Origin of the sequence: Cellulomonas hominis (assembly GCF_014201095.1) — a bacterium.
Classification (GTDB): domain Bacteria; phylum Actinomycetota; class Actinomycetes; order Actinomycetales; family Cellulomonadaceae; genus Cellulomonas; species Cellulomonas hominis.
This window is the reverse complement of record NZ_JACHDN010000001.1, coordinates 92,084-117,189: the sequence shown is the minus strand read 5'-3', so window position 1 is coordinate 117,189 and position 25,106 is coordinate 92,084. Positions and strand designations below refer to the sequence as shown.

The window sequence follows — 25,106 nt, the reverse complement described above, 5'->3', positions numbered from 1 at the left end:
AAAGGGGACGACATGAGGATCACCACCACGAGGCGGGGCCGGCTCGGCGCCGGCGCGCTCGTCGTCGCGGCGGCGCTCGCGCTCACCGCGTGCTCGAGCGGCTCGGACGACGCCGACGCGGGGTCGGGGTCGGGCGACGAGACGTCGGCGTCCGGCGAGCTCACGCCGGTCAAGCTCCAGCTCCAGTGGCTGACGCAGGCCCAGTTCTCCGGCTACTACGCCGCGCTGGACCAGGGCTACTACGAGGAGGAGGGGCTGGACGTCGAGATCCTCCCGAGCGGCGGCGACATCGTGCCGCAGGACGCCCTCGCGAACGGTGAGGTCGACTACGCGGTCGCGTGGGTGCCGAAGGTGCTGGGCTCCATCGAGCAGGGCGCCGACATCACCAACGTCGCGCAGATCTTCGAGCGCTCCGCCACGCTGCAGGTGTCGTTCGCGGACGCCGGCATCGACGCGGTCGCGGACCTCGAGGGCAAGAAGATCGGCTCCTGGGGCTACGGCAACGAGTGGGAGCTGTTCGCGGGCCTGAACAAGGCGGGCGTCACCGACTTCGAGATCGTCCAGCAGGCGTTCGACATGAACGCGTTCCTGGCGGGCGACATCGACGCGGCGCAGGCCATGACCTACAACGAGTACGCCCAGCTCCTCGAGACCGAGAACCCGGAGACCGGCGAGCTCTACCAGCCCGAGGACTTCAGCGTCATCGACTGGAACGACGAGGGCACCGCCATGCTCCAGGACGCCATCTGGGCGGACGCGGGCCGGCTGGCCGACGACGCCGAGTACGCCGAGACCACCGTGGCGTTCCTCAAGGCGACGCTCAAGGGCTGGATGTACGCGCGGGACAACCCGCAGGAGGCCGCCGACATCGTCACGGCCGCCGGGTCGACGCTCGGCACCAGCCACCAGCTCTGGATGACCAACGAGGTCAACAAGCTCATCTGGCCGTCGACGTCCGGCGGCATCGGGATCATCGACGAGGCCGCGTGGGACGCCACCGTCGAGATGGCCAAGCAGACCTCCAACGAGACCGGCGCGACCATCATCACGGCCGACCCGCCGGACACGGCCTACACCAACGAGTACGTGCAGCAGGCGCTGGACGAGCTCACCGCCGAGGGCGAGGACGTCGAGGGGGCGGACTTCGCCCCGATCGAGGTCACCCTCAACCCCGGCGGCAACTGACCGGCGACCCGGGCCGGGGACCTGCCCGTCCCCGGCCCGGGCCGTCGCCCGCACCTGGACCGCACCCGCAGCGCACACCGGAAGGCACCGCACCATGACCGCACTCGACGCCGACGGGCGGCTCGCACTCGAGCTCGACCGGGCGCACGTGTTCCACTCCTGGTCCGCGCAGGGCGCGCTGCACCCGCTCGTCGTGGACGGGGCCTCGGGCTGCGAGGTGCACCTGGCCGACGGGCGCACGATGCTCGACTTCAGCAGCCAGCTCGTGAACACCAACATCGGGCACCAGCACCCGCGGGTCACCGCCGCCATCGCCGAGCAGGCGTCCCGGCTGGCCACGATCGCCCCCGCGCACGCCGTGCTGCCCCGCGGCCGGGCCGCCGAGGCGATCCTGCGGCACGCGCCGGAGGGCTTCTCGAAGGTGTTCTTCACGAACGCCGGCGCCGACGCCAACGAGAACGCCATCCGGATGGCGCGGCTGGCCACCGGGCGCGACAAGATCCTGTCCTTCTACCGGTCGTACCACGGCAACACCGGCGCGGCCGTCGTCGCGACCGGCGACTGGCGGCGCGTGCCGAACGAGTACGCGCGCGGCCACGTGCACTTCTTCGGGCCGTACCTGTACCGCTCCGAGTTCTGGGCCGCGACGCCGGAGCAGGAGACCGAGCGGGCGCTGCATCACCTGGAGCGCGTCATCGTCTCGGAGGGCGCGTCGTCGATCGCCGCGATCCTCCTGGAGACGGTCGTCGGCACCGGGGGCGTGCTGGTCCCGCCGCCCGGCTACCTGGCCGGCGTCCGCGCGCTCGCCGACCGGCACGGCATCCTGCTGATCCTCGACGAGGTGATGGCCGGGTTCGGCCGCACCGGGTCCTGGTTCGCGTTCGAGCAGCACGACGTCGTGCCGGACCTCGTGACCTTCGCGAAGGGCGTGAACTCCGGCTACGTCCCCGCCGGCGGCGTCCTGATCTCCGACCCCGTCGCCGCCGTGTTCGACGACCGGGTGTTCCCCGGCGGGCTCACCTACTCCGGGCACCCGCTCGCCATGGCCGCGATCGTCGCCACCATCGAGGCGATGGAGGACGAGAAGGTCGTCGAGAACGCCGCCCGCGTCGGCGCCGACGTGCTCGGGCCGGGCCTGCGCGCCCTCGGCGACGCGCACCCGTCGGTCGGGGAGGTGCGAGGGACCGGCGTGTTCTGGGCCGTCGAGCTGGTCGCCGACCGCGCGACCCGCGAGCCGGTCGGGGCCACCGGGATGGCCGCCGTCAAGGCGGGACTGCTGGACCGCGGGCTGCTGCCGTTCGTGCAGGACAACCGCATCCACGTCGTGCCGCCGTGCGTCGTGTCGGACGCCCAGGTCGCGACGGCGCTCGCGGCGTACGACGCGGTGCTGACCGAGCTCGACGCCCGGCTCTGACCCCCGCCCGTCACGTCCCCGACCCACTGAGTAGCCTCGTCGGCGAAGACCGACCCACCTGGGAGGACCCCGCATGTCCAGCACGTCCGCCACGCCCACCCTCCGCGCCGTCGTCACCGGCGCGTCCAGCGGGATCGGCGCGGCCACCGTCCGCCGCCTGCGCGCAGACGGGTGGGAGGTCGTGGCCGTCGCCCGCCGCGCCGACCGGCTCGCGGCCCTCGCCGAGGAGACCGGCGCCGAGGCGTTCGTCGCCGACCTCACCGACGACGCCGACGTCGCCCGCCTCGCCGCCCACGTCGAGGCCACCGGCGGGCTGACCTCGCTGGTCAACAACGCCGGCGGCGCCCTCGGGCTGGACCGCGTCGCGGACGCCGACCTCGAGGGCTGGCGCCGGATGTACGACCTCAACGTGCTGGGGACGCTGCGCGTGACGAAGGCGCTGCTCCCGGCGCTCACGGCCAGCGGCCGCGGCGACGTGCTGGTCGTGACGTCGACCGCCGCGATCGCGCCGTACGAGGGCGGTGCGGGCTACACGGGTGTCAAGCACGCGGAGCGGATGCTGACCACGACCCTGCGCCTGGAGCTGATCGGCGAGCCGGTGCGGGTCATCGACATCGCGCCGGGCAACGTCGCCACCGAGGAGTTCTCGCTCGTGCGCTTCGGGGGCGACGCGGCGCGGGCGGCCAAGGTGTACGAGGGCTACCAGCCGCTGGTCGCGGACGACGTCGCCGACGTCATCGCGTTCGCGCTGACCCGGCCGCACCACGTCAACATCGACACCCTCGTGGTCCGCCCGCGCGCCCAGGTCAGCAACACCCAGATCGCCCGGAACGCCTGACGCGCCCGCGGCGGGAGCGTCAGGCGCCGGCGCTCACCGTGCCCTCGAGCTCGTCGGCCCGGCGGATGTGCCGCGTGACCCACGGGGACAGCGCGAGCAGCCCGACGGCGAACAGCAGCGCCACCGCGCCGATGCCGCCGAAGTAGGCCGTGTCCGAGGTGCCCTCGGTGGCCTTGATGAGCTGCGCCGTGATCGCCTGCCCGGCGGCCGGGGCGAGGAACCAGACCGCCATCGCCTGGTTCCGGAACGCCCGCGGGGCGAGCAGCGTGGTCGCCGCGAGGCCGACGGGGGACAGGCACAGCTCGCCGAGCGTCTGGATGACGTAGACGACCACCAGCACCCACGCGGGGGCCTTGCCGTCGCCGATCCACGCGGACGCGGCGGCCATCACCAGGAACGACAGCGCCGCCAGGCCGAGGCCCATCGCGAACTTCGTCGCGGTCGGCGGGCGGTCGTGCGTCTTCGTCCAGATCCAGGCGAACACCGGCGCCAGGATGATGATCGACAGCGGGTTGACCGACTGGAAGAACTCCGGGCTGATCGTCACGCCGAAGAACGACAGCTCGGTGCGGTTCTGCGCGAACGCCGCCAGCGTGGTCGCCGCCTGCTCGAAGATCATCCAGAACAGCATCGCCGCGACGAACAGCGGGATGTACGCGATGACCCGCGGCCGCTCCGCGTCGGTGACCTTGGGTGAGCGGTACATCGCCACGAAGTACGCCACCGGGGCGAGGAACGCCAGGTAGGACATCGTGTCGATGAACGTGTCGAGGTTCAGCCCGCCGGACACCAGCGCGGCGACCGCCACGACCGCCACGACCGCGAGGACGAGGAGCCCGAACCCGCGCACGAGCTTCGGGCGCTCCTCGGGGCGGATGGGGTTCGGCGCGGAGCCGCCCGCCCGGCCCAGGTACTTGCCCCCCGCGACGAAGAACACCAGCGCGATGCCCATGCCGACCGCGGCCACGAGGAACCCGGCGTGGTACCCGCCCCACGCCCGCGCGGCGCCGACCAGGAACGGCGCGGTGAACGAGCCGATGTTGATGCCCATGTAGAAGATCGAGAACCCGGAGTCGCGGCGGGGGTCGTCCCGTGCGTACAGGTCGCCGACCATGCTCGACACGTTCGGCTTCAGCAGGCCCGTGCCGAACGCCACGAGCGCGATGCCGAGGTAGGACGTCGGCGCGCTCGGCAGTGCGAGGAACACGTGCCCCGCGGCGATGATGATGCCGCCGATCAGGGTCGAGCGCCGCGCGCCGATCAGCCGGTCGGCGACCCAGCCGCCGATCACCGACAGCAGGTACACGCTCGTGCCGTAGATCGACACCAGCGCGAGGCCGGTGCGCTCGGCGATGCCGAGGCCGCCGTCCGCGACCGAGTCCGTCAGGTAGTACAGCAGGATGGCGCGCATCCCGTAGTAGCTGAACCGCTCCCACAGCTCCGTGGTGAACAGCGTCATCAGCCCGCGCGGGTGGCCGAAGAACGCCCGGTCGCCGGCGAGCTCCCCGGCCGCGCGGCCGTTCGCGTCGGCCTCGCGTTCCGGCGCGCTCATCGCGTCGCCCCCGTCTGCGAGCAGGAGCGGCACGCGCGCGCCGGGCGTCGTGCGGGGGTTCGGCGGGTTGTCATGGTGTTCTCCTGCACTCGTCTGGCCGAGCGCACGCCCGCGACCCTGAGCGGTCCCGGGGCTCGCGCGCAGCGGCGGGACCCGCCTCCCAGGATGTGACCGCCCCTCGCAGGGCGGCAAGACGAACGTCCCGGTGTGCGGGCGGACACGGGCGGATCTGGGTGGTCGTGGCCCGTCGACCGCGGGGACCGAGGGCGCCGCTTGCGGATCCGGGTGCCCGTCGCGGCGTGCCCTCTGAGTAGTCGGCGCCGGCGGGTGAGTGCTCTGGTCACGGCGGATCGTCCACGAACCGGTACTTCACGCGGACGTCGGCGAGGGGCACGACGAAGGTCGACCCGGACTCGGTCCACGTCTCGGGCACGAGCAGCAGCGTGGCGTCGCCCGCGGCGAGCAGCCGCAGCCCGCGGTACCGGTACGCGAAGCCGGACCCGCTCGCGGGCAGGGCCTGCTCGCGCACGGTCTCGTCGCCCGGGAACAGACGGCCCGGGGTGTCGAGGACCACCTCCGGCAGGTCCGTGAGGTCGGCGGCGAGCAGGCGGGCCGATCCGCGCCCGGACCGTTCGGCGACCGTCGCCGTCGCCCACAGGGTCGCCACCAGGACGACGAGCAGCAGCAGCACCCGCTCCACGCGGAACCCGGTCGCGCCGGGCCGCCAGGCGAGAACCCGCTCGACGGTGAGCGCGCCGGACCCGAGCAGCAGCGACGTGACCAGCGGGTACGGGAGCCAGTCGAGCAGGGGCCGGTACAGCGCCACCAGCGCGACCCCCGCCGTGAGGAGCAGCACGCCCACCGCGCCGGCCACGCCCCGGACCCGGCGCACGGTGGCCGCCGGCGCGTGCGCCAGCCACCGCCGCACCAGCCCGTCGCCCCAGACGAGTGCCGCGGTGACCAGCAGCAGCGTCAGCCCCGGCACGAGCAGGGACTGCGGCGCCCGCATCACGAACTCCTGCGTGGTGTAGCCGAGCGTGTCGACGTCGACGCCGAAGTACCGGAACTGCGCGCGCGTCGCGACGTAGCCGAAGTAGAACAGCAGCGCCGTGACCAGGGTCGCGGGCGCCACCACGCCGCTGAGCACGCCCCACACCTGCCCCCACCCCGGGGCGCCGGGTCCGGGCGGCGGCTCCGGCGCGGGCTCCGGGACGGCCGGCGCCGGAGCCCGCCGCCCGGAGCGCACTCAGCCCCCGCCCGTCGGGTCGGTGCCGGGCGCGTCGGCGGGATCGTCCGGGGGATCGTCCGCGGGCTCGCTCGCCCCGGGGTCCTCCGGCTCCGTGCTCCCCGCGTCGCCCGGCCCCTGTGCCGGCACGAAGACGAACGGCACCCCGCCGGCGGTCGGGCCCCACCGCTCGCGGAGCTCGGCGCACACCGCGGCGTCGTCGCACGCCAGCGTGCCCAGCAGCCCCACCTCGACCCCGGTGGCCCCGGGCGCCGCCCGGAACCGCACGGCGCAGCTGTACGACGAGGAGTCGACCAGGCCGGCGCACGCCGGGTGGTCGCTCCCGCACGCGCCGGGGAGCAGCGCGGTCCCCGACGGCTCCAGGACGACCTGCTCGACCGTCGCCCGGACCCCCTCGGAGGCGCCGAAGACCTCGACGCAACCGACGCCGTCGTCCAGCTCGACCGGGCCCCCGCCGCCGACCGGCAGCCCGACCAGGACGACCTCGCCGCCGCCGGCACCACCCTTCGAGGGCGGCTCCTCGGCCCCGGGGTCGGCCGGGTCGTCGGGGTCTTCGGGGTCGTCCGGGGCGGAGGACGTGGCCGGCGCGGAGGTCGCCGGCGGGGTCGAGGGGCCGTCGCCGGCGTCGTCCGCCGAGGGTCCCGAGCAGCCGGCCAGCGCCAGGGCCGCCAGCAGGACGAGGGCCCCGACGGGCCGGGTTCCCGTGCGCATCACACCGCCCCCTCGGGGTGTGGCCGTCACCGCGTGCGGCCGGCGCTAGTTGTACTGACCCGTTGCGTTGTTGACGCGGTCGATGGGTGTGAGTCCGCCGATGCCGAGGTGGGGTCGTTCCAGGTTGTAGTGCTGGAGCCAGGCGGGCAAGGCTGCGGCGCGGTCGGCGTTGGATGACCAGATGCGGGAGTAGGCCCACTCAGTGGCCAGGGTCCGGTTCAGCCGCTCGACCTTGCCGTTGGTCCAGGGGCAGTGCGGGCGGATGAACTTCTGCACGATGCCCAGGTCGGCCGCGGTCTGGTGGAAGACGCGGGAGTTGCGGTAGGCGAACGCGTTGTCGCTGATCACCCGCTCGACCCGGACGCCGTGATCTGCGTAGAACCCCGCGGCGCGCGCCAGGAACCCCGCGGCGGTCGCGCCCTTCTCGTCGGGGTGGATCTCGGCGTAGGCCAGGCGGGAGTGGTCGTCGATCGCGGTGTGGACGTAGTCGTAGCCGATCCCGCGGCCGCGGACCTCCTCCGAGCGGCCGTGGGCGCGCCAGCCACCGCCGTCGGGGATCCGCCCGAGCTTCTTGACGTCGATGTGCACCAACGACCCCGGGTGCGGGTGCTCGTAGCGGTTCGCCGACCGGCGGGTCGCCCGGATGACCTGCCCGGTCACGGGGTCGCAGTCAGCCAGGCGCGGGACCCGGTGGCGGTGCAGGATCCGCCCGACGGTCGAGGCCGGCAACCCCACTAGACGCCCGATCGCGACCGGCCCGCGACGGCTCAGCATCCGGGCGATCCGCACCCGGGTCTCGACGCAGGCGCTGGTCCGACGCGGATGGCTGCGGGCCACGCTCGACCGGTCAACGAGCCCGGCGGGCCCCTCGGCCTGGAACCGGCGCCACCACCGCCACGCGGTCGTGCTGGACACACCCATCTCCGCAGCGACGTGCGCGACCGGACGCCCCGCGCCGATCCGCTGGACCATGGTCAACCTGCCGGCAGGCGTCAGCCGGGCGTTAGCGTGGGCCATGAGAGACCTCCGTTGGTCAGAGTCGGTTCCTAGACAGCTCCAACTCGACCCGGAGGTCTCTCTTCACGTCAACAACGGTCTTGGTCAGTACAGCTAGTCCGCGGGGTCGCAGGGCCGATCCGCCCCGTTCGCCCCAGGACGCGCGATCGTCCAGGGGCTCCCGTCCCGGAACCCGCACCTGCGCGACCGGCATGGTGAGTGCGTCGCGACCGCCTCTAGCCATTTGTGGAGTACAGAACTACGATGAACATCCGGTGGACGGGCGGCGCCGACAAGCATGGCGTCTCACGCGAGGACGCGGTCAACGCGATGCTCCGGCACCAGTTCCGCATCTCGCCGTTCGGGTCGTCGCGGGTTCCCGGCCGGGCAGCGCCTGACCTGTTCATCGGGCCGGGACTGGACGGTCGCCTGCTGGAGGTCATGGCGGAAGTCGCCGACGGGCGCCTCGTCGTGTTCCACGTGATGGATGCCAGACCGAAGATCCTCGAAGCCGCCAGGAGGGCGCAGTGAGCACGACGACCGGACCCGGACGTGCCGGTGACGACGACTACTACGAGCGGCTCGCCGCCGAGGTCGGCGCAGACGACTGGCAACTCCCGACGGACGCGGTCGTGACCCCCGGACGCGGTGAGCTGCCGGGCCGCGACCACCTGGCGCCGTTCCTCAGCGACGACGAGATGGAGGCGGCCACGCGACGAGGACGTGGCCGTCCTCGTCTCTCCGCGTCCGGTTCCGGCCACTCGCCCAAGCGGCAGGTCCGCCTTCCCGTCGAGGTCGACGCCGCCCTGGTGAGGCTCGCGCGCGACCAGGGGCGCACGCCCAGCGCGGTCATGCGCCAGGCGATCGAGGACTACGTCCGCAGCGCGTGAGCCCTGCAGCGGGCCGGACGTCTCAGCGGGCGGACCCCGGCTACCCCGTGACGACGCCGCCGTAGCCCAACCCGAACCCGATCCCGTACGCGTTCCCCGCCGCGTCGACGTACGGCTCCGTGTCCCCGCCGACGTCCTCGAGCTGCGCCTCGAACGCGTCCATCGACGCCGGGAACGCCATCGGCAGCCGCCCCTGCGGCTCGTGCAGCCCCAGGGCGACCTCGACCAGCGCCGCGTCGCTCACCCCGAAGCCGACGAGGACCGCGTCGGACGCCGCCTCGAACTCCGCCGGGACCGTCGGGTTCGTGGCCTTGAGCACGGTGACGACGGGGATGTCCCGGCCCGACGCGCCGACGGCGGCGACCGCCCGCTCGAACGCGTCGAGGTCCGCCTCGTTCGCGATCCGGGAGGTCGCGCCGTAGTACGAGCGGTTCTCGCGCGTCCCGTCGGGCAGGACGTCCCCGGAGATCGACACGCGTCGCACGTGCTCGCCGTCCGCGGTGTACGGGCGGTACTGCAGGGACAGCGGGTACCACTCGCCGGTCGCGTCGTCGTGGCCGACCGGGCTGAAGTGCGTGCCGTTGACCGGGCTGCGCATGCCGACCAGCACGAGGTCCACGTCGGTGAGGTCGGGGGCCGTGTAGCCGACGACCCGGCCGTCGGCGTCGAGCACCGCCTCGTCCGTCACCACGGCGCCGACGTGCTGCTCCAGGGCGGCGACGTCGAGGCCGGGACCCTCGGGCGGGACGACGCCGCCGAGCTTGCCGCCCAGGTCGAGGGTGGAGGTGCGCGGGACGTAGACGGTCGCGCCCCGCCACGCGTCCGCGTCCGCCGGGGCGACGGTCCCGTCGGAGTTCTTCAGCATGACGACCGAGTCGAGCTGCGCCTCGTAGCCCGCCGCGACCTTGTCGGCGGACCCGGCGATCGCGCGGGACTCGTCGAGGTCGAGGTACGGGTTCTCGTACAGCCCCGGCTGGAACATCATCCGGAGGATGCGTGCCGCGGACTCGCGGAACCGGGTGTCCGCGTCGACGCCGACGCGGCCGGCGTCGTAGTCGGCCTGCCACAGGTCGTACGCCGCCAGCACCGGCGCGACGTCGTTGTTGCCGCCGACCATGTCGTGCCCGGTGCGCAGGACGGCGTCGTGCCGCTCGTCCTCCGTGAGGTCCTCGACGCCCCAGCCCGTCCCGCCCGTCGAGCCGGCGTCGGAGATCGACCGGGTGACGTTCCAGTCGGTGATGACGACGCCGTCGTACTCCGCGCGCAGCTGCGCGATCCGGCCCGTGTCGTACGCCGCGCCCGTGCGGTCGGCGAACAGCGGCTCGCCGTCGGGACCGACCACGATCGAGTAGGAGGTCATGACGGACGCCGAGTCCAGCGCGCCGAGGAAGGCCTGCGTGTGCGTGGCGAAGTTCCCGCCTGGGTACACGGCGTACTTGCCGGCGTCCGTGTGCGGCTCGCGGCCGCCCTCGCCCGGGCCCTCGCCGGCCCAGTGCTTGATCATCGCGTTGATGGACTCGGGCCCCCAGCCGTCCACGCCCGGGGAGCTCTGGAACCCGTCGACGTTGGCCGCGGCGAACGCGGCGGTGAGCTCCGCGTCCTCGCCGAACGTGCCCTCGGTGCGCAGCCAGCGCGGGTCGGTCGCCAGGTCGATCTGCGGGCTCATGGCCGTCGCGATGCCCAGCGCCCGGTACTCCGCGGAGATCGTGGTGGCGAACTCGTGCACCGTGCCGACGTCGCGCGTCGCGGCGAGCCCGAGGTTCGAGGGCCAGCGCGAGAGGTCGTCGCCGGGGGAGTTGTACCCGGCGGCGCCCGCCGTCGAGCGCGGGTCGGACGTGAAGTTCACCGGCACGTACGGCCGGTCCGCCGTGGCGAGGGACTCGACGAACGCCTGCACCTCGTTCGACCAGGTGACGTTCGCGTCCACGTCGTTCGGCCCGGCGTTGAGCACGCTCCGGACGTGGGACTCCGCGAGGTACTGCTCCTGGTGGGCGGTGAGACCGTCCGCGGGGGAGTGCTCCTGCGTGCCGTACAGCATGAGGCCCGCGAGCTGCTCGGTCGCGAGCTCCCCGGCCAGCGCCGCGGCGCGGTCGGCCGGCGACTCCCGCCAGTCCTCCCAGGTGTCGAGCGTGCCGTTGGCGTTCATGTCCTTGAACGCCACCGTCCGGCCCCCGACCCGCTCGGACAGGAGCTCGACGCCGCTGCCCGCCCCGTACGACAGCACCGGGGCGTCGCCGGGGTTGGTCACGACGACGAACGTCGTCCGGCCGTCGGTGACCTCGCGGGTCGTGAAGGCGTCCTCCGGGGTGCCGCCCGTGCAGGCGGCGACCGCCAGCAGGGCCGTCCCGGTGAGCACCGCCGCGGTGGTGGTGCCGCGTCGCGTGCGCGCTGTCGTCATCGACGGGTCCTCGTCTCCTGGCCACGGTGCCCGGGGGAGCCCGGGGAGACCACCACAGCGCGCGCCGACCGGCCCAGGGGGCCGTCGTGCACACACGGTCGGCGGGGATGGACGAACGGTCGCCGCGTGGCCGCCGGCGTCAGGGGACGGCGGGGTCCGGCACGTCGGCGCGGCGGTCGATCACGTACTCCGCGAGGCCCTCCGGCAGCGGCGCGCCGCCCGGGCCGCCGCCGTCGCGCAGCCACGCCTCGAGGACGCCGGTGGCCTGGTCCCCGGCCAGCCGCTCGAACCACACCGGCTCCGCGCCGGCCCGCCGCCGCGCGCCGGAGGGCCGGGCGACGACGACGTCCCCGCGCTCGCACTCGTCGAGGCACTCGACGAGCGTCAGCCGGGCGGCGCCGCGGTCGGCGAGCGCGCGCAGGCGCGCCATCTGGCCGCCGGGCAGCGGGTCCCCGTCGCCGAGGGTCTCGCCGGCGCACAGGGAGCACGCGGTGACGCCGGGGAGGGCGCGCTCGGGGCAGGACGGGGTGTCGGGCACCGCACGAGGATAGGGGCGTCGCCGCGCAGATCAGTACGGGCGCGGACACAGAAGACCCCCGCCAGCCTCGGGCTGACGGGGGTCGGGTGCTCCCTCGACTGGACTCGAACCAGTAACCGTCCGATTAACAGTCGGATGCTCTGCCAATTGAGCTACGAGGGATCGCGCGGGGAAAACTCTAGCAGCCCGCCGAGGGTGCTCCGGACACCGGGACATCGGGACCCGGAACTTCCTCCGGCCGGGCCCGCGGCGTGGGAGCATCGCCGTCGGGTCGGCCGGGAGCAGCGTCGCGGCAGGCCACGGACGTCGGGGCGAGGACGGCCGCCGGAGCCGAGCGCACGAGAGCGAGCACCATGACCTACCCCCCGGGTACGCAGTTCTTCCCCGAGCCGGACGAGCCCGTCGACCCCGCCCTGGCGGCGCTGCTGCGGCAGGTCGCGGAGCAGCGGGCGCAGGACCCGCTGATCGGGGCGCGGGTGGCCGCCCAGGAGGTCGCGCGGCGCCTGATGGCGGCGCTCGGCGACCGTCGCGGCGTGCATGCGGAGTCGCTGCTCTGCACGGCCGGTGCCCTCGCCGGGTACGCGTGCCAGAGCGCGGTGCGTGACCTGGCCGTCCTGCAGGGCGTCCCGGCAGGGCAGGTGTTCGTCACGGTCCAGGACGCCGCGGGGCGCTCCTACCTGTTCGGCGACCGCCTCAACGGCCCGCTGCTGGAGGACGGCCTGTCGGTGTGGTCGGTGGTCGCGGGCGCCGCCGGCACCCTGGGGCGTGCCGACGAGGTGCCGGACGTGGTCGAGATCGTGCGAACGGTGTCCGCGACGCTCGGCCGGCCCGAGTGGGGGCGCTCGCTGCTTCCCGCCGGGAGCGCGCTCCAGGCGCCCCCCGCCGAGCTCCTCGCGGCGATGTGGCCGATGACCTCCGGTGTCGTGCGCGCGCTGACGGCCGACCCGGCGCTGTGGCACGTCGCCTACGCCGCGGCGGCCGCCGCCCTGCTCGAGTGGGTGGTGGGCCACGGCACCCTGTCCGTGCGGGACGGCGTGACGATCACGATGGAGTCGGCGATCGCGATGTCGAAGGTCGTCCTCCCGGCCGGCTGAGCGCCGCCGCCCCGGGCGAGCGTCAGGCGCGCAGGCCCGCGGCCGCGCGCACCCGGGCCTCGGCCTCCTCGATCAGCGCGACGACGGCCGGGTCCGCCAGGTCGACGCGCCCCGAGCCGATGGACTGCGTGAACAGGTCGCCGTCGGCGCCGCGGCGCAGCACGACGCGGACCGGGCCCGCGCCGGGGGGTGTGACGGTCTCGACGTGCACGACCGACGACTGCACCCGCTCCCGGAACGTCTGCGCGAAGGCCACGGGCAGCGGCGGGGTCAGGGGCAGCTCCTCGGCGGTGCCGGTGACCCAGTGCACGGTGATCGCCGCGGGGTCCGGGACGAACGACGCCCGGTCGACGTCGGTCCACGCGTGCCGGGTGACCTGGGTGGCGTCCACGACGTAGAGCGCCCGCCGGGTCGCGGCGAGCCAGCGGCCGCCGGAGGCCTGCGCGCAGGCGAGCACCTTGTCGCCGGGCGGGAGGTCCAGCGACCGGCGGACGTCGTCGGGCAGGGCGTGGCGGCGGGAGAACATCGGCACGAGGCCCCACCGTAGTCCGCCGGGCTGGGAGCTCCCGGTACCCTGGCCGCCACCGGGGCCAGTAGCTCAGCCGGTCAGAGCAGCGGACTCATAATCCGTCGGTCGTGGGTTCAAGCCCCACCTGGCCCACCCGGCCGCCGCCCGGCCGTCGCCCGGTCGCAGAGTGGAGGGTTCGGACCGGCACGCCGACGGCGTGTCCGCCCGGACCTTCCACTCCGGCCAGTCGCCCGGGCTCAGTCCAGGTGCCAGACCTCGACCGCGTCCCGCCACGGCCCCGCGCCCGCGGGCGTGCCGGAGCCCCACGGGGCCTGGCACGGGTCGGTGTGCCGCCACCACTCCTGCGTGACGGGGTCCGCGGCGACGCCGGCCATGTCGGCGGCGTGGTCGTCCCCGGTGTACTCGTACGTCGCGAACAGCGTGTCGTCGACGAGGAAGATCGTGTAGTTCCGGACGTGGTGCGCGGTGAGGGTGGCCTCGACCTGCGGCCAGACGGCGGCGTGCAGGCGCAGGTACTCCTCGCGCTTCTCGGGGCGCAGGCGGACGATCTGGCCGTGGCGCTCGACGGTCACGGGGTCTCCTCGGTGTCGGGGTCGGCGGGAGCGGCGGGGGCGGCCGGCTCGTCCGGGTGCGTCAGCGCGTACCGCTCCACGCCCACCAGGTGCACGGCCATCCGCAGCCGCGCGAGGTCGGGGTCCCGGGACCGCAGCCCGGCGAGGACGTCCCGGTGCTCGCGGTGCGCGTCGTGCATGGACCCGGCCTCGGTGACCGTGCGCCACAGCCGGGTGCGCAGGGTGTGGCTCATCAGCCCGTCGACGAGCGCGGCGAGGGCGCCGTTGCGGCCGGCGACGGCGATGGCCCGGTGGAACGCGGTGTCGGACTCGATGGCGGCGGCGAGGTCGTCGGCGTCCGCAGCACCCGGCCCCGCCAGCCGCGCCTCCGCGTCCGCGAGGATCGCCTCCATCGCGTCGAGCTCGGCGTCGGTGGCGTGCCGGGCGGCGAGCGCGACGGCCTCGGACTCGAGCACCCGCCGGACGGCCAGCAGGTCGGCCGCCCGGTGCGCGGGCGTGATGTCTGCGAGCAGCCCGACGGGCCCGAGCAGGTGCGCGGGCTCCAGGGAGGTGACGTAGGTGCCGGCGCCCTGGCGGGTCTCGACGATCCCGAGCGTGGCCAGCGCGCGCACGCCCTCGCGCAGGGAGCCGCGGGAGACGCCGAACCGGGCGGCGAGGTCGCGCTCGACGGGGAGCCGGTCGCCGGGCGCGAGCATGCCCTCGGTGATCATGGCCTTGATGCCGTCGATGACGACGGCGGTCTGCGAGGCCGGCGGCAGCGCGGTCACGCGGCACCTCCGGCGGGCAGGCGGTACCAGCGCGCGGCGGTCCCGCCCCACAGGGCGTCGGCCTCCGCGTCGGACAGCCCGACGGCCCGCGCGGCGTCCTCGACCCGCCGGACCTGGTCGGCGTACGACGCGCCGCCCAGCAGCATGACGGGCCAGTCGGAGCCGAACATCAGCCGGTCCGCCCCGAACCGGGACGCCGCCTCCGCGAGGTAGGCGGGCAGCGCGGGGACGTCCGGGCCGGCGGTGAGCGTCGCGGTGCCGGAGACCTTGCACGCGACGTTCGGCGCCTCGGCCAGCCCGGCGACGAGGCGCCCCCAGTCGCGCGCCGGCATCGCGTCCAGGGACGGCTTGCCCAGGTGGTCCAGCACGTACCGGACCTCGGGCGTCCGGTGCACGAGCTCCGTCGCGGAGGCGATCTGGTCCGGCTCGACCAGCAGGTCCACCGCGAGCCCGGCGGCCCCGGCGGCAGCGGACCGGGCGCGCGCGGCGTCCGACCCGAGCCAGGCGCGGTCGTCGCGGAACTGGGTGAGGTCCCGCAGCCCGACCAGCCACCGGGCACCCGGGTGCGCCAGCAGCGCGGCGATCTCGTCCTCCGGGTGGCCCTCGCCCGGGATCCACCCCACGACCCCGAGCACGTGCGGGTCGGCGGCGGCGAGGTCGAGCAGCTCCGGGGTCTCCGCCGCGACGGGCACGGTCTGCACGACGACGGCCGCCTCGACGCCCGTCCCGGCCGCGGCCGCGGCCCAGTCGGACCGCGTGAACGTCTGCCCGATGACCGGCGCCTCGTCGGGGCCGATCCAGGGCTGCGGGCGCACGCCCAGGTCCCAGACGTGGTGGTGGGCGTCGAGGCGCATCCCTCAGCCCCCGACGGCGGCGCGGTAGTGGGCCTGCATGGCCTCGCGGACGATCGTGGTGTCCAGGCCGGTGGTGAGCATCCGGGCGCCGCGGGCGCGCCAGTCGCGGACCATCTGCAGGTCGGTGCAGTGCACGGCGGGGATCTTGCCGTGCGCGAGCGCGGTGTCGACGACGTGCTGGATCATCGCGGCGACCTCGGCGTCGTCCCGGTAGGTGACCTGGCCGTGGCCGGTGGACAGAGCGAGGTCGTACGGGCCGACGTAGAGCACGTCGACGCCGTCGACCGCGGCGATCCGCTCGACGTCCGCGAAGCCCTGCGGGGTCTCGATCATGGCGATGCAGAGCGCGTCGTCGTTCGCGCGGTCGGGCGGGGTCACGCCGTCGAGGTCCGCGAAGATCGGGCCCCAGGACCGCCGCCCGCGCACGCCGGTGCCGCCCGGGAGCCCGGGGTAGCGCACGGCCTCCGCGGCCGTCGCCGCCTGCTCGGCGCTGTCGACCATCGGGAGCACGACGCCGCGCGCGCCGAGGTCGAGCGCCCGCGAGATGACGGCGGTCTCGGAGGAGGGGACCCGCACGATCGGCGTGGTGCCGCTGCCCGCGAGGAACCGCAGGACGACGGGGAGCTCGCTCGCGGTGACCAGGCCGTGCTGCATGTCGATGCACGTGTAGTCGAACCCGGCGCGGGCGGCGAGCCCGATCGTCACCGGGTCGGCCAGGGTCGTCCACACGCCGTGCGCGGTGCCGCCGGCCTCCCACAAGCTCTTCATCACGCGCTCCTTGTCTGATGTCTCGGGCCCTACGACCGACCCGGTCCGCAGTCTAGCCGGGCATCCCGGGGTTGAGAGGGTCGATTCATCAGACCTATAGTCACCGGCATCCGACCCGGAGGAGACACGATGAGGACCCGCTCGGTCGCCGGCGACCTGGCCCTGACGGAGATCGGGCTGGGCGCCGCCCAGTTCGGGAACCTGAACCGCGAGACGACCGACGAGGCGTCGACCGCCGCCGTGGACCGCGCGTGGGAGGCCGGCATCCGGTACTTCGACACCGCGCCGCACTACGGCCTGGGCCTGTCCGAGCGCCGGCTCGGCGCCGCGCTCGCCGGCCGTCCGCGCGACGAGTTCGTGCTGTCCACGAAGGTCGGCCGGCTGCTGGTGCCCGACCCGCACGGCGCTGGCCGGACCGACGACGAGGGCTTCGTCGTGCCCGCGACCACCCGCCGCCGGTGGGACTTCTCCCGCGACGGCGTGCTGCGGTCCGTCGAGGAGAGCCTGGTCCGGTTGGGCCTGGACCGGATCGACGTCGCCTACCTGCACGACCCGGACGACCACTGGGACGCCGCGTCCACGACCGGCGTCGGCGCGCTGATCGAGCTGCGCGACCAGGGCGTGGTGCGGGCGGTCGGCGCCGGGATGAACCAGTCGGCGATGCTCACCGAGCTCGTGCGGCGCTGCGACGTGGACGTCGTCATGCTGGCGGGCCGGCTGACCGTGCTGGACCAGACGGCGCTCGCGGACCTCGTGCCCGTGGCGGCGGAGCGCGGCGTCGGCATCGTCGCGGCGGGCGTGTACAACTCCGGCATCCTCGCCTCGCCGACGGTCCCGGACGACGCGCACTTCGACTACGCCCAGGCGCCGGCGGAGCTGCTGGCCCGCGCCCGGGCGATCGCGGCGGTGGCCGGCGAGTTCGGGGTCGCCGTCCCGGAGCTCGCGGTGCAGTACGCCCTCGCGTTCGACGTCGTGGCCTCCGTCGTGCTGGGCACCCGGACGGCCGCGCACGTCGACGCCGCCGTCGAGCGGTACCGCGCCACGGTGCCCGCCGAGCTCTGGACCGCGCTGGTCGCGCAGGGGCTGCTGCTCCGCGTGCCCGGCGAGCACTGACCACCCACCACCGAGAGACACGGACCCATGACCACCATCACCGGCGTGCGCGTGCACGACCTGCGCTTCCCGACCTCGCTGTCCGCCGACGGCTCCGACGCGATGAACAAGGACGCCGACTACTCGGCCGCCTACGTCGTGCTGGAGACCGACGGCGACCTGGAGGGCTACGGGTTCACGTTCACCATCGGCCGGGGGAACGACCTGTGCGCCGAGGCCGCCCGGCAGCGCGCGCTGCCGCTGATCGGCCGGGACGCGGACGCGCTGCTCGACGACCTGGGCGCGACCTACCGGGAGCTCGCCGCCGACTCGCAGCTGCGCTGGCTGGGCCCGGAGAAGGGCGTCGTGCACCTGGCGATGGCCGCGGTCATGAACGCGCTGTGGGACATGGCGGCCCGGCGCGCGGGCAAGCCGCTGTGGCGGCTGCTGGTGGACATGAGCCCGGAGGAGCTCGTCGCCGCGACCGACCTGCGCTACCTGCCCGACGCGCTCACCGCCGACGAGGCCGTGGCGATGCTGCGCGAGCTCGAGCCCACCCGGGCGGCGCGGATCGCGGAGCTCGAGGCGCGCGGCGGCTACCCCTGCTACACGACCTCGGCCGGCTGGCTCGGCTACTCCGACGACAAGCTCCGCCGGCTGCTGCAGGAGGCGGTGGACGCGGGGTACAAGCATGTGAAGCTCAAGGTCGGCGCGGACCTGGAGGAGGACGTCCGGCGGCTGCGGATCGCCCGCGAGGTCGTCGGCTGGGACGTCCGGCTGATGATCGACGCGAACCAGGTCTGGGACGTGCCGCAGGCGATCGAGTGGGTGCAGCGGCTCGCGGAGTTCGAGCCGTTCTGGATCGAGGAGCCCACCAGCCCCGACGACGTGCTCGGCCACGCCGCGATCCGGAAGGCGGTCGCGCCGATCGGGGTGGCGACGGGGGAGCACGGCATGAACCGCGTGCTGTTCAAGCAGCTGTTCCAGGCGGAGGCGATCGACTTCTGCCAGCTCGACTCCGCGCGCCTCGCGAGCGTGAACGAGATCCTCGCGGTGTACCTGATGGCGAAGAAGTTCGGGGTCCCGGTGTGCCCGCACGCGGGCGGCGTCGGGCTGTGCGAGCTCGTGCAGCACCTGTCGATCGTCGACTTCGTGGCGGTGTCCGGGACGCTGGAGAACCGGGTCACGGAGTTCGTGGACCACCTGCACGAGCACTTCGACGACCCGTGCCTCGTGGAGAACGGGAACTACCTGCTGCCGTCGCGCCCGGGCTACAGCGCCCGCATCCACGAGGAGTCGGTCGCGACGTACCAGTACCCCGACGGCACCTACTGGGCCACCGCGCGCGCCTGACCCGGGCTCCGCACGTCCGCAGTGGAAGGTTCGAGCGGACACGCCCCCGGCGAGTCCGCTCGAACCTTCCACTGCGCGCGCTGGTGGCGCGGCGGGTTTCAGCCGTGCAGGAGCTCGGCGTCGGTGGGGTCGCCCGGGAACGCGGGCGCGTCGAGCGGCCGGGTCCAGTAGCTCCACCAGCCCCAGCCGCCGCCGACCGGCTGCCAGCCCGCACCGTCGGGTCGCCCGCCCCAGGTGCGGGCGTGCTCCCAGTGCCGGTCGTCGCGCTCGAGCACGTGGTAGAGCGGGCCGTAGCCGACGCTGTGCCAGCCGTACCGCTCCGCGCGGGCCAGCGCCGCCATCTCGTTGAACGCGCTCAGCGGCCGCAGCACCCGCCGGTTCGGGGCGGCCGGCGGCTCGTCCGGCGCCGGGCGCCCGTACCGCTGCTGCGCGGCCTGCCGGGTCATGCCGAGCACGGCACCGATCTGCTCCCAGGTGCACCCGGCGCCCCGGGCGGACTCGACGGCCGCGGCGAGCAGGACGTCGGTCTCGGACCGGGCCGCGCGGGCGAGCGCCACCAGCTCGAGGTGAGCGCCGGCGTCCCGGGCGAGGCGCTCGCCGAGCGTCGGGTCGGCGGCCTCGAGGGCGGCGGCCAGGTGGTCGCGCAGGGTCGGGGCGGCGGAGTGGGCGTCCGGGTCGGCGGTCATGGTGTCAACGATGGCTTGACACGGTCCGGGTGTCAAGGGCTGGTTGACACGGGTGCCGGGTCGGGTGCGGCCCGGAGCCGCTGACCCTAGGCCCGGGGAAGGGAACGCGGTAACCTCGAGGCGACATCCCGGACGGCCCCAGTTCCGGGGGCTGACCAGCCGGGATGCCGTGGCACGTCGACAGGTTCCAGCGGTCCCACCCCGTCGGACATCGGAGCAGCACGTGACCCTGTGGCAGTCGTTCCTCCTCGTCGTCCAGGTCGTGCTCGTCCTCGCCCACCTGCCCGTGCTGGTCACGTCGCGCGCGCTGGAGACGGCGTGAGCGCCCGGGTGCGCGGGGCGCGCGCGCTCGCCGCCGTCGCCGCGGTCGCGCTGCTGGTCGCCTGCGGCGGCGGGGACCCGTCGGGCACCGACGACACCGCCGGGGCTGCCGCGGGGTCGTCGGACGAGCCGACCGCGCAGGAGCCCACGCCGGAGCAGCTGACGCTCGAGGCCGGCTCGTCCGTCGTCGGCCTGCCGGACGGCGCCGGTGAGCAGCCCGCCGACGCCGTGGCCGCCGCGGGCCGGACGGCGGACGACTCGCTGGTGTACGTCGTCACCCTCGGGTCGAGCACCTGCCCGGCGGTCCCCGACACCAGCGCGGAGGCGACCGGCGACGCCGCGGTGGAGGTCACGTTCCCCGACCCGGGGACCGGCGCGTGCACCGCGGACTTCGTGCCCGCCACCACCGTCGTCGCGCTGCCGGAGACGATCGACCCGGAGCAGGACCTCACGGTGACCATCGGCACGCTGGGCGAGGTCGTGCTGCCCGCGGGCTCCGACGCGCTCGTCTGGGCCACCGCCGCCGGGTGAACCGCTGAGCCGGCGGGCGCCGGGACCCGGCGACCGCTCCGGCGCGCCGCCGTGTCCCCGCGTTCCGACGGTGCTGTTCGCGTGGCTGCTCCACCGGCTCGTCACCCGGCCGGTGGGCACCGTCGACCGGACGGCGGCCGGCGCGGCGCCCCGGCTCGCGGCCACGGCTCGGGGCCGCGGCGCCGGGGTCCTGGCGGTGGCGGACCCGGACGGTCAGCGGGTCCGAGCACGCCCCGGTGACCGCCGCGCAGCGCGCGCCGGGAAGGTGACCGCGGCGGTGAGCACGAGCAGCCCCGCGACCACGGCGACGACGTTCTCCTGCAACGCCACGATCGCGCGCCCGACGTGCGGGACCGACCCGAGCACCTGACCGACCTCCGTCACCGTGTACGGCAGCGCGTCGGGCTCGGTGTTGGCGTCGCCCTGCAGGCGCAGCGTGGTCGCGCCGCCCGTGCCCGGCGCGGTCTCGATCACGCGGTGGGTCACCAGGCCGCGGCCGTCCGTGCGGGGGACGGTGACCACGTCGCCGACCGCGACGGACTCCGCCGGCACGGTGCGCGCGAGGGTCACCGCGCCGACCGGGATGCCCGGGGCCATCGACCCCGACACCACGACCGCGGGCCGGACGCCCAGCGCCAGGCACGCGGCCACGGCGAGCAGGCTCAGCACGCCGACGACGGCCGCGAGGTCGAGCAGCAGCCGCTGCGCGCGCCGGGCGGCCCGGGTGCCGGCGCGGGGCCGGGCCGCAGCGTGCTGCTGCTGCTCGCGGCGGGCGCGTCGGGTCGGGGCGCCGGCGGGGGTGCGCTCGGTGGCCACGGCGGTCACGCGGTCTCCTCGGTCGAAGTGGCGTCGAGGCGGACGGTCAGCCGGGCGAGGCCGCCGTTCAGCGCCTCGGTGGCGGGGACGTCGAGCAGGTGCACGCGGACGGTCACGGTGGTCCAGGACCCGGCCGCGCCCTCGGACCACGCCGCGCCGTCCGCCACGGCCGCGCCGCCGCGGGCCGTCAGGACGCCCAGGTCGGCCGGCGTGCCGGGGGTGGCGCCGTCGAGCAGCGCGCCGCCGTCGGGGCCGAGGACGGTCACCCGGAGGTGGGGCGTGATGTCCGGCGTGCCCGCGACGGGCGCGGCGGCGACGGTGGCGCTGAGCGCGGCGGCGATCGAGGCGTGGTTGTTCGCGATGCGCAGGGTGGTCTCCACGGTGCGGCCGGGGACGAGCAGGTCCCGGTCGGGCAGGTCCACCGCGAGGGGCGTCCCCGGGGCGGCCTGGCGCGCGGTGCCCGCGGCGTCGACGAGGACGACGTCGAACGGGTCATCCGAGCCGACGCCGCCCGCACCGAGGCCGAGGCGCGCGGCGTCGGTGAAGGCGGCCGACGTGACGGCCGAGCCGGCGAGCATCCCGGCGACGAGCGCGACGGCGGCGACGAGCGCGGCCAGGCCGGCGCGCCGGACGGGGAACCGCGGGGCCGTCGCGGCGGGCGCGGGGGCGAGGTGGCGGCTCATGCGGACGCTGCCGCGGTGCCGGGCATGACGAGCGCGGTGAGACCCTGCGAGGGCGTCGTCGGCGTCGTCGTGGTCGCGAAACCGTTCCGGACCACCCGGTGCGTGTTGTGGCTGCCGCCCTGCGTGGTGCCGCCCCAGAGCACGAGCGTGCCGTCGGCACGCAGCGCCATGCCCGAGTAGCCCGTGCCGGCGAGCAGCTCGACCTGGCCGAGCGCGGTCATCCGGGTGGGCGTGCGGATGTTGGCGTTCGACGTCGCCCCGGTGCTCGGGTGCGGGCCGTACGAGTAGGAGTAGCGCCCCCACACGTAGGCGTAGCCGTCGCTGCCGAGCACGAGCACGTAGTCCTCCGTCGTGGCGACCTGCCGGGCCGTCACCCCCGCCGCGAGCGTGATCGCGGTCGGGGTGTTGTTGGCGGCGGACCCGCCGTCGGTGCGGCCGGTGCCCCACTCGACGTAGTTGCCCCAGGTGAGCAGGGTGCCGTCGTCCAGCACCGCCTGGCTGCCGTAGTAGTGCCCGGTGAGCGACTGGAGCCGGCAGGTGTCCTCCGGGGAGCCCGCGACCACGCCGACGGCGTCGCAGCCGGTGGTGGTGAGCGCCGACAGGGCCTGCGACCGGGTCGGGGTCGAGCGGGAGGTGGTCACGTTGTCCCCGGACGGGTCGCCCGCGTAGGCGCCGGCGCCGTTGGCCCAGCCCCACCACAGCACGCCGGTCGTGGCGTCGCCGGCGACGGTGTTGCCGCGGATCGCCCAGCCGTTCCACACGCCGGCGCCGATCGAGTGCACGCCGGTGAGGATCCGGGTCGGCGTCGCCGCCGAGGCCGTCGCGGTGCCCTGGCCGGTGACGCCCCGCGACTGCGCGTAGCCCCAGGTGTAGAGGTCGCCGGTGTCGGTGAGGGCCATGAACACCGAGGCGCTCGACACGAGGTCCACCACGGTGCCCGGGATGCTCACCTGGCCGGGGCGGTTGAACGGGACCGCGTTGGTGCGGCCCATGATGTTGTGGACCTGGTTGCCGCCCCAGGTGTAGACGCGGCCGTCGTCGGACAGCGCGGCGAGGCCCGAGTAGCTGACGTCCGCCGGGTAGTAGTTGTCGAGGCTGACGCCGGCCAGCCGCACCGCGCGGCGCGCGCCGTCGGGGTGCCCGTCGGACGGCAGCGTCACCAGGCTGATCGTCGCGGCCGAGTCGACGGTGGTCGTGCCCGTGCCGGACAGGCCGTTGCCGCGGTAGCCCCAGACGGCGATCGTGCCGTCGTCCTGGACGGCGGCCGCGGTGCCCGCCAGGTAGGTCTGCTGCGGGACGAACCGGGTGGTCGGGGACGCGAAGACGTCGGTGACGGCCTCGGCGCGGTCGGTGTAGGCGGCGGTCGTCGGCGCGGTGGACGCGACGACGGCGACGACGGCGAGCGCGGCGGCCGCGAGGCCGGCCAGGGCGCTGCGGGTGCGGGTCACGAGTCCTCCTCGGTGCGGGACCGGCGGCGGGCGGCGACCAGCAGCAGGCCGGTCAGCAGCAGGACGAGGGCGGCGAGGCCGGCCGCGACGGCGCGGGCGCCGGTGGTCGCGAGGACGCCGGACGTGGTGGGGGCGTCCTGCTCCGCGACCAGGCGGAAGGTCAGCGTGAGGCCGGCGCCCTGCGCGGCGTCGCCGGCGGAGGCGGGCAGGGCCGCGGTGCCGTGCACCGTCACCGGCGTCGCGCCGAGCCGCCCCAGCGGGACGACGCGGCCGCGCAGCTCGGCGGCGGTGCCCTCGGCGAGCACGGCGCCGTCGGCGTCGGCCAGCGTCAGCCGCAGCGCGTCGGGGCCATCCGCGAGCGGGCCGTCGCCGCCGTCGAGCACGAGGGCGAGGTCGCTGGGGCCGGCGCCCTGCGCGGCGCGCGCGGTGACGTCGAAGGCGGTTGCGTGGCCGGGGTAGGGCACGTCGAGCCGCGCGGTGCTGGTGCTGCCGGCGACGAGGTCGACGGCCGGGGCGGTGTCGGCGGGCGCGACGGATGCGGGGGTGAGGGCGAGCAGGCCGGCGAGGGCCAGGGCGGCGGCGGTCATGCGGTGCTCCCGTCCAGGCGCAGGCCGACGACCATCGCGCGGTTGAAGTAGTAGGGGTTGCCGAGCGCCGGGTCGAGGGTCACCGCGACCTGGACGCGCCGGGCGACGCCGGTCTCCCAGTCGTCGATCACCACGGGGTCGAGGTCCGCGGCGCGGTCCGTCGCGACGACCTCGCCGTCCACCGAGACCGTGAACCGCGCGACGTCGAACGGGTCGGCGCCCGGGCCGGAGAAGCCGGGGTCCGTCGGCAGGGGCGCCGTGCGGGCGTTCCGCACGGTCAGGGTGATCGTGCCGGTCGCGCGGGTGGTCGTCACGACGTCCACCTCGATGGCCGGGGCGCCGCCGGGGCCGGGGACGACCGTGTCGATCACCAGGGGGTCGGGGTTCCCCTGGACGACCGCGCCCGACCCGTCGACGAGCGCGATGTCGAACGCGCCGCCGACCGGGCCGAGGTCGGCCTCGGCCGCGTCGGTGAACGCGGCGTGCGTCACGGCGGTGCCGGCCGCGAGCAGGAGGACGCCGGCGACGCCCCCGAGCGCGAGGACCGGGCGGCGGGTCACGCGGAGGGTGCCCGGGGCGCGGTGGCGCGCGGTCACCGGCTCGTCCCCTCGAGCAGCACCTGGACGCCGGTGCGGGCGCCGACCCAGCGTCCGTCGCCCGTGGCGGGCAGGGTGAGCGACAGGTCAAGGACGCGGACGTCGGAGCCGTGCGGGCCGACCGCGCCGGGCAGGGTCACGCGGACCGCGCCGGCCGGGCCGGACGCGAGCAGGGCGCCGTCCTCGCGGACTGCGGCTTCGAGGGCGCCGAACAGGTCGGTGCCGGGGCTGGTGGGGTCCGGGTCCGCCAGCGCGAGGACCACGGTGGCGTCGGTGCCGGAGGTGTTGCGCACCGCCACCCGCACGTCCACCGAGCCGCCGGGGGCGAGCTCGTCGCTCGCGAGGTCGAGCGTCCAGGCCGCGTCGCTCGCGTGCCAGTCGGCCGCGGCGGGGCGCCAGCCCGGGGAGCCGCTGCCCGCGGACTCCAGGGCGAAGGTCACGCCCTCGAAGTCGACACGCACCTCGTCCGTGCCGACCACCCGTGCGGCGGTCAGCCCGACGAGCAGGCACAGCGGCAGGGCGAGCACCGCCGCGCGGCGGGTCGTGGTGCGCATCGGGGTCCTCTCGTGCTGGTGGGGCGGGGTCGGGGGTGTGGCCGGCCCTGCCGGGCGGAGGCGGGTCCGCCCGGCAGGGCCGGTGCG

At 75.3% G+C, this 25,106-nt stretch carries 27 protein-coding genes and 2 tRNA genes; 10 read left to right on the top strand and 19 right to left on the bottom strand.

Features of this window, described 5'->3' with window-relative positions:
• Positions 1-12: 12 nt before the first annotated feature.
• The 3 genes from HNR08_RS00590 (at position 13) to HNR08_RS00580 (ending at position 3,437) form a co-directional block, all read left to right on the top strand.
• Positions 13-1,185, top strand: coding sequence for an ABC transporter substrate-binding protein (locus tag HNR08_RS00590; protein WP_146840599.1), 1,173 nt, complete (start codon positions 13-15; stop codon positions 1,183-1,185).
• Positions 1,186-1,279: 94 nt separating this feature from the next.
• A complete protein-coding gene (locus HNR08_RS00585; protein ID WP_146840598.1) occupies positions 1,280-2,599 on the top strand; it encodes an aspartate aminotransferase family protein in 1,320 nt (439 codons plus the stop codon).
• Positions 2,600-2,672: 73 nt separating this feature from the next.
• A complete protein-coding gene (locus tag HNR08_RS00580; protein ID WP_146840597.1) occupies positions 2,673-3,437 on the top strand; it encodes an SDR family NAD(P)-dependent oxidoreductase in 765 nt (254 codons plus the stop codon).
• A gap of 19 nt (positions 3,438-3,456) precedes the next feature.
• On the opposite strand, the gene HNR08_RS00575 is transcribed toward HNR08_RS00580, so the two are convergent.
• The 4 genes from HNR08_RS00575 to HNR08_RS00560 all read right to left on the bottom strand — a co-directional run bounded on the left by HNR08_RS00575 (position 3,457) and on the right by HNR08_RS00560 (position 7,963).
• Positions 3,457-4,989: a peptide MFS transporter gene (locus HNR08_RS00575; protein WP_146840596.1), complete on the bottom strand. Its 1,533-nt coding sequence runs from the start codon at positions 4,987-4,989 to the stop codon at positions 3,457-3,459.
• A gap of 340 nt (positions 4,990-5,329) precedes the next feature.
• Entirely contained in the window at positions 5,330-6,136 is an 807-nt protein-coding gene (locus tag HNR08_RS00570; RefSeq protein WP_221286288.1) for a hypothetical protein, read from the bottom strand.
• Between the two features lie 99 nt (positions 6,137-6,235).
• A complete protein-coding gene (locus HNR08_RS00565) occupies positions 6,236-6,946 on the bottom strand; it encodes a hypothetical protein (RefSeq protein ID WP_146840594.1) in 711 nt (236 codons plus the stop codon).
• A gap of 45 nt (positions 6,947-6,991) precedes the next feature.
• Positions 6,992-7,963 carry an IS481 family transposase gene (locus HNR08_RS00560; RefSeq protein ID WP_183834707.1) on the bottom strand — a complete coding sequence of 324 codons (972 nt, stop codon included), beginning with the start codon at positions 7,961-7,963 and terminating at the stop codon, positions 6,992-6,994.
• 243 nt (positions 7,964-8,206) lie between these two features.
• Here HNR08_RS00560 and HNR08_RS00555 point away from each other — a divergent pair, with 243 nt between their 5' ends.
• Positions 8,207-8,473, top strand: coding sequence for a hypothetical protein (locus tag HNR08_RS00555; protein WP_146840411.1), 267 nt, complete (start codon positions 8,207-8,209; stop codon positions 8,471-8,473).
• Complete coding sequence (locus HNR08_RS22530; protein WP_146840410.1) at positions 8,470-8,832, top strand: CopG family ribbon-helix-helix protein; 363 nt, start codon at positions 8,470-8,472, stop codon at positions 8,830-8,832. The genes HNR08_RS00555 and HNR08_RS22530 overlap by 4 nt, the downstream gene beginning before the upstream one ends.
• Before the next feature lie 40 nt (positions 8,833-8,872).
• On the opposite strand, the gene HNR08_RS00545 is transcribed toward HNR08_RS22530, so the two are convergent.
• From HNR08_RS00545 to HNR08_RS00535, 3 genes are all read right to left on the bottom strand, one after another.
• Positions 8,873-11,230: a glycoside hydrolase family 3 N-terminal domain-containing protein gene (locus HNR08_RS00545; protein ID WP_146840409.1), complete on the bottom strand. Its 2,358-nt coding sequence runs from the start codon at positions 11,228-11,230 to the stop codon at positions 8,873-8,875.
• A 139-nt stretch (positions 11,231-11,369) separates the two neighbouring features.
• Entirely contained in the window at positions 11,370-11,768 is a 399-nt protein-coding gene (locus HNR08_RS00540; protein ID WP_146840408.1) for a hypothetical protein, read from the bottom strand.
• An 89-nt stretch (positions 11,769-11,857) separates the two neighbouring features.
• Positions 11,858-11,930 (bottom strand) — tRNA-Asn (locus HNR08_RS00535).
• 191 nt (positions 11,931-12,121) lie between these two features.
• Here HNR08_RS00535 and HNR08_RS00530 point away from each other — a divergent pair.
• Positions 12,122-12,862, top strand: coding sequence for a hypothetical protein (locus tag HNR08_RS00530; RefSeq protein WP_146840407.1), 741 nt, complete (start codon positions 12,122-12,124; stop codon positions 12,860-12,862).
• A 22-nt stretch (positions 12,863-12,884) separates the two neighbouring features.
• On the opposite strand, the gene HNR08_RS00525 is transcribed toward HNR08_RS00530, so the two are convergent.
• Positions 12,885-13,388, bottom strand: coding sequence for a hypothetical protein (locus tag HNR08_RS00525; protein WP_221286412.1), 504 nt, complete (start codon positions 13,386-13,388; stop codon positions 12,885-12,887).
• A 61-nt stretch (positions 13,389-13,449) separates the two neighbouring features.
• Here HNR08_RS00525 and HNR08_RS00520 point away from each other — a divergent pair.
• Positions 13,450-13,523: transfer RNA gene (locus tag HNR08_RS00520), tRNA-Ile, on the top strand.
• A gap of 104 nt (positions 13,524-13,627) precedes the next feature.
• Here HNR08_RS00520 and HNR08_RS00515 read toward each other — a convergent pair.
• From HNR08_RS00515 to HNR08_RS00500, 4 genes are read right to left on the bottom strand one after another with little or no spacing between them, the layout of a single operon-like run.
• Positions 13,628-13,963, bottom strand: a complete 336-nt coding sequence (locus tag HNR08_RS00515) for an L-rhamnose mutarotase (RefSeq protein WP_246803180.1) — start codon at positions 13,961-13,963, stop codon at positions 13,628-13,630.
• Positions 13,960-14,730, bottom strand: a complete 771-nt coding sequence (locus HNR08_RS00510; RefSeq protein ID WP_246803179.1) for a FadR/GntR family transcriptional regulator — start codon at positions 14,728-14,730, stop codon at positions 13,960-13,962. The genes HNR08_RS00515 and HNR08_RS00510 overlap by 4 nt, the downstream gene beginning before the upstream one ends.
• Positions 14,727-15,584, bottom strand: a complete 858-nt coding sequence (locus HNR08_RS00505) for an amidohydrolase family protein (RefSeq protein ID WP_146840405.1) — start codon at positions 15,582-15,584, stop codon at positions 14,727-14,729. Before HNR08_RS00505 ends, HNR08_RS00510 begins: the two co-directional genes overlap by 4 nt.
• 3 nt (positions 15,585-15,587) lie before the next feature.
• Positions 15,588-16,352: an HpcH/HpaI aldolase family protein gene (locus tag HNR08_RS00500; RefSeq protein ID WP_146840404.1), complete on the bottom strand. Its 765-nt coding sequence runs from the start codon at positions 16,350-16,352 to the stop codon at positions 15,588-15,590.
• 129 nt (positions 16,353-16,481) lie between these two features.
• On the opposite strand from HNR08_RS00500, the gene HNR08_RS00495 reads away from it, so the two are divergent.
• Positions 16,482-17,465 carry an aldo/keto reductase gene (locus tag HNR08_RS00495; protein WP_146840403.1) on the top strand — a complete coding sequence of 328 codons (984 nt, stop codon included), beginning with the start codon at positions 16,482-16,484 and terminating at the stop codon, positions 17,463-17,465.
• Positions 17,466-17,492: 27 nt separating this feature from the next.
• The gene (locus tag HNR08_RS00490) at positions 17,493-18,797 is read left to right on the top strand and encodes an L-fuconate dehydratase (protein WP_146840402.1); all 1,305 of its coding nucleotides are present in this window, start codon (positions 17,493-17,495) and stop codon (positions 18,795-18,797) included.
• 98 nt (positions 18,798-18,895) lie between these two features.
• Here HNR08_RS00490 and HNR08_RS00485 read toward each other — a convergent pair whose 3' ends face one another.
• Positions 18,896-19,483, bottom strand: a complete 588-nt coding sequence (locus HNR08_RS00485) for a hypothetical protein (protein ID WP_146840401.1) — start codon at positions 19,481-19,483, stop codon at positions 18,896-18,898.
• Positions 19,484-19,801: 318 nt separating this feature from the next.
• Here HNR08_RS00485 and HNR08_RS00480 point away from each other — a divergent pair, with 318 nt between their 5' ends.
• Positions 19,802-20,335, top strand: a complete 534-nt coding sequence (locus tag HNR08_RS00480; RefSeq protein WP_146840400.1) for a hypothetical protein — start codon at positions 19,802-19,804, stop codon at positions 20,333-20,335.
• Between the two features lie 213 nt (positions 20,336-20,548).
• On the opposite strand, the gene HNR08_RS00475 is transcribed toward HNR08_RS00480, so the two are convergent.
• Genes HNR08_RS00475 through HNR08_RS00450 form a run of 6 tightly spaced genes read right to left on the bottom strand, consistent with a single transcriptional unit; the run spans position 20,549 to position 25,019 of the window.
• A complete protein-coding gene (locus HNR08_RS00475) occupies positions 20,549-21,160 on the bottom strand; it encodes a signal peptidase I (RefSeq protein WP_183834705.1) in 612 nt (203 codons plus the stop codon).
• Entirely contained in the window at positions 21,157-21,834 is a 678-nt protein-coding gene (locus HNR08_RS00470; protein WP_168432044.1) for a hypothetical protein, read from the bottom strand. Before HNR08_RS00470 ends, HNR08_RS00475 begins: the two co-directional genes overlap by 4 nt.
• Positions 21,831-23,282, bottom strand: a complete 1,452-nt coding sequence (locus HNR08_RS00465) for an RCC1 domain-containing protein (protein ID WP_146840398.1) — start codon at positions 23,280-23,282, stop codon at positions 21,831-21,833. Before HNR08_RS00465 ends, HNR08_RS00470 begins: the two co-directional genes overlap by 4 nt.
• Entirely contained in the window at positions 23,279-23,869 is a 591-nt protein-coding gene (locus tag HNR08_RS00460) for a hypothetical protein (protein ID WP_146840397.1), read from the bottom strand. The genes HNR08_RS00465 and HNR08_RS00460 overlap by 4 nt, the downstream gene beginning before the upstream one ends.
• On the bottom strand, positions 23,866-24,465 hold the full coding sequence (locus HNR08_RS00455) for a hypothetical protein (protein ID WP_146840396.1): 600 nt from the start codon (positions 24,463-24,465) through the stop codon (positions 23,866-23,868). Before HNR08_RS00455 ends, HNR08_RS00460 begins: the two co-directional genes overlap by 4 nt.
• Positions 24,462-25,019 (bottom strand): hypothetical protein, encoded by a 558-nt coding sequence (locus HNR08_RS00450; protein ID WP_146840395.1) that lies wholly within the window; start codon positions 25,017-25,019, stop codon positions 24,462-24,464. The genes HNR08_RS00455 and HNR08_RS00450 overlap by 4 nt, the downstream gene beginning before the upstream one ends.
• Between the last annotated feature and the right edge of the window lie 87 nt (positions 25,020-25,106).

Coding starts and splice junctions, on each gene's coding strand:
- HNR08_RS00590 (WP_146840599.1), top strand. CDS start 13: ATGAGGATCACCACCACGAGGCGGGGCCGGCTCGGCGCCGGCGCGCTC.
- HNR08_RS00585 (WP_146840598.1), top strand. CDS start 1,280: ATGACCGCACTCGACGCCGACGGGCGGCTCGCACTCGAGCTCGACCGG.
- HNR08_RS00580 (WP_146840597.1), top strand. CDS start 2,673: ATGTCCAGCACGTCCGCCACGCCCACCCTCCGCGCCGTCGTCACCGGC.
- HNR08_RS00575 (WP_146840596.1), bottom strand. CDS start 4,989: ATGAGCGCGCCGGAACGCGAGGCCGACGCGAACGGCCGCGCGGCCGGG.
- HNR08_RS00565 (WP_146840594.1), bottom strand. CDS start 6,946: ATGCGCACGGGAACCCGGCCCGTCGGGGCCCTCGTCCTGCTGGCGGCC.
- HNR08_RS00560 (WP_183834707.1), bottom strand. CDS start 7,963: ATGGCCCACGCTAACGCCCGGCTGACGCCTGCCGGCAGGTTGACCATG.
- HNR08_RS00555 (WP_146840411.1), top strand. CDS start 8,207: ATGAACATCCGGTGGACGGGCGGCGCCGACAAGCATGGCGTCTCACGC.
- HNR08_RS00545 (WP_146840409.1), bottom strand. CDS start 11,230: ATGACGACAGCGCGCACGCGACGCGGCACCACCACCGCGGCGGTGCTC.
- HNR08_RS00530 (WP_146840407.1), top strand. CDS start 12,122: ATGACCTACCCCCCGGGTACGCAGTTCTTCCCCGAGCCGGACGAGCCC.
- HNR08_RS00525 (WP_221286412.1), bottom strand. CDS start 13,388: ATGTTCTCCCGCCGCCACGCCCTGCCCGACGACGTCCGCCGGTCGCTG.
- HNR08_RS00505 (WP_146840405.1), bottom strand. CDS start 15,584: ATGCGCCTCGACGCCCACCACCACGTCTGGGACCTGGGCGTGCGCCCG.
- HNR08_RS00500 (WP_146840404.1), bottom strand. CDS start 16,352: ATGAAGAGCTTGTGGGAGGCCGGCGGCACCGCGCACGGCGTGTGGACG.
- HNR08_RS00495 (WP_146840403.1), top strand. CDS start 16,482: ATGAGGACCCGCTCGGTCGCCGGCGACCTGGCCCTGACGGAGATCGGG.
- HNR08_RS00490 (WP_146840402.1), top strand. CDS start 17,493: ATGACCACCATCACCGGCGTGCGCGTGCACGACCTGCGCTTCCCGACC.
- HNR08_RS00485 (WP_146840401.1), bottom strand. CDS start 19,483: ATGACCGCCGACCCGGACGCCCACTCCGCCGCCCCGACCCTGCGCGAC.
- HNR08_RS00470 (WP_168432044.1), bottom strand. CDS start 21,834: ATGAGCCGCCACCTCGCCCCCGCGCCCGCCGCGACGGCCCCGCGGTTC.
- HNR08_RS00460 (WP_146840397.1), bottom strand. CDS start 23,869: ATGACCGCCGCCGCCCTGGCCCTCGCCGGCCTGCTCGCCCTCACCCCC.
- HNR08_RS00450 (WP_146840395.1), bottom strand. CDS start 25,019: ATGCGCACCACGACCCGCCGCGCGGCGGTGCTCGCCCTGCCGCTGTGC.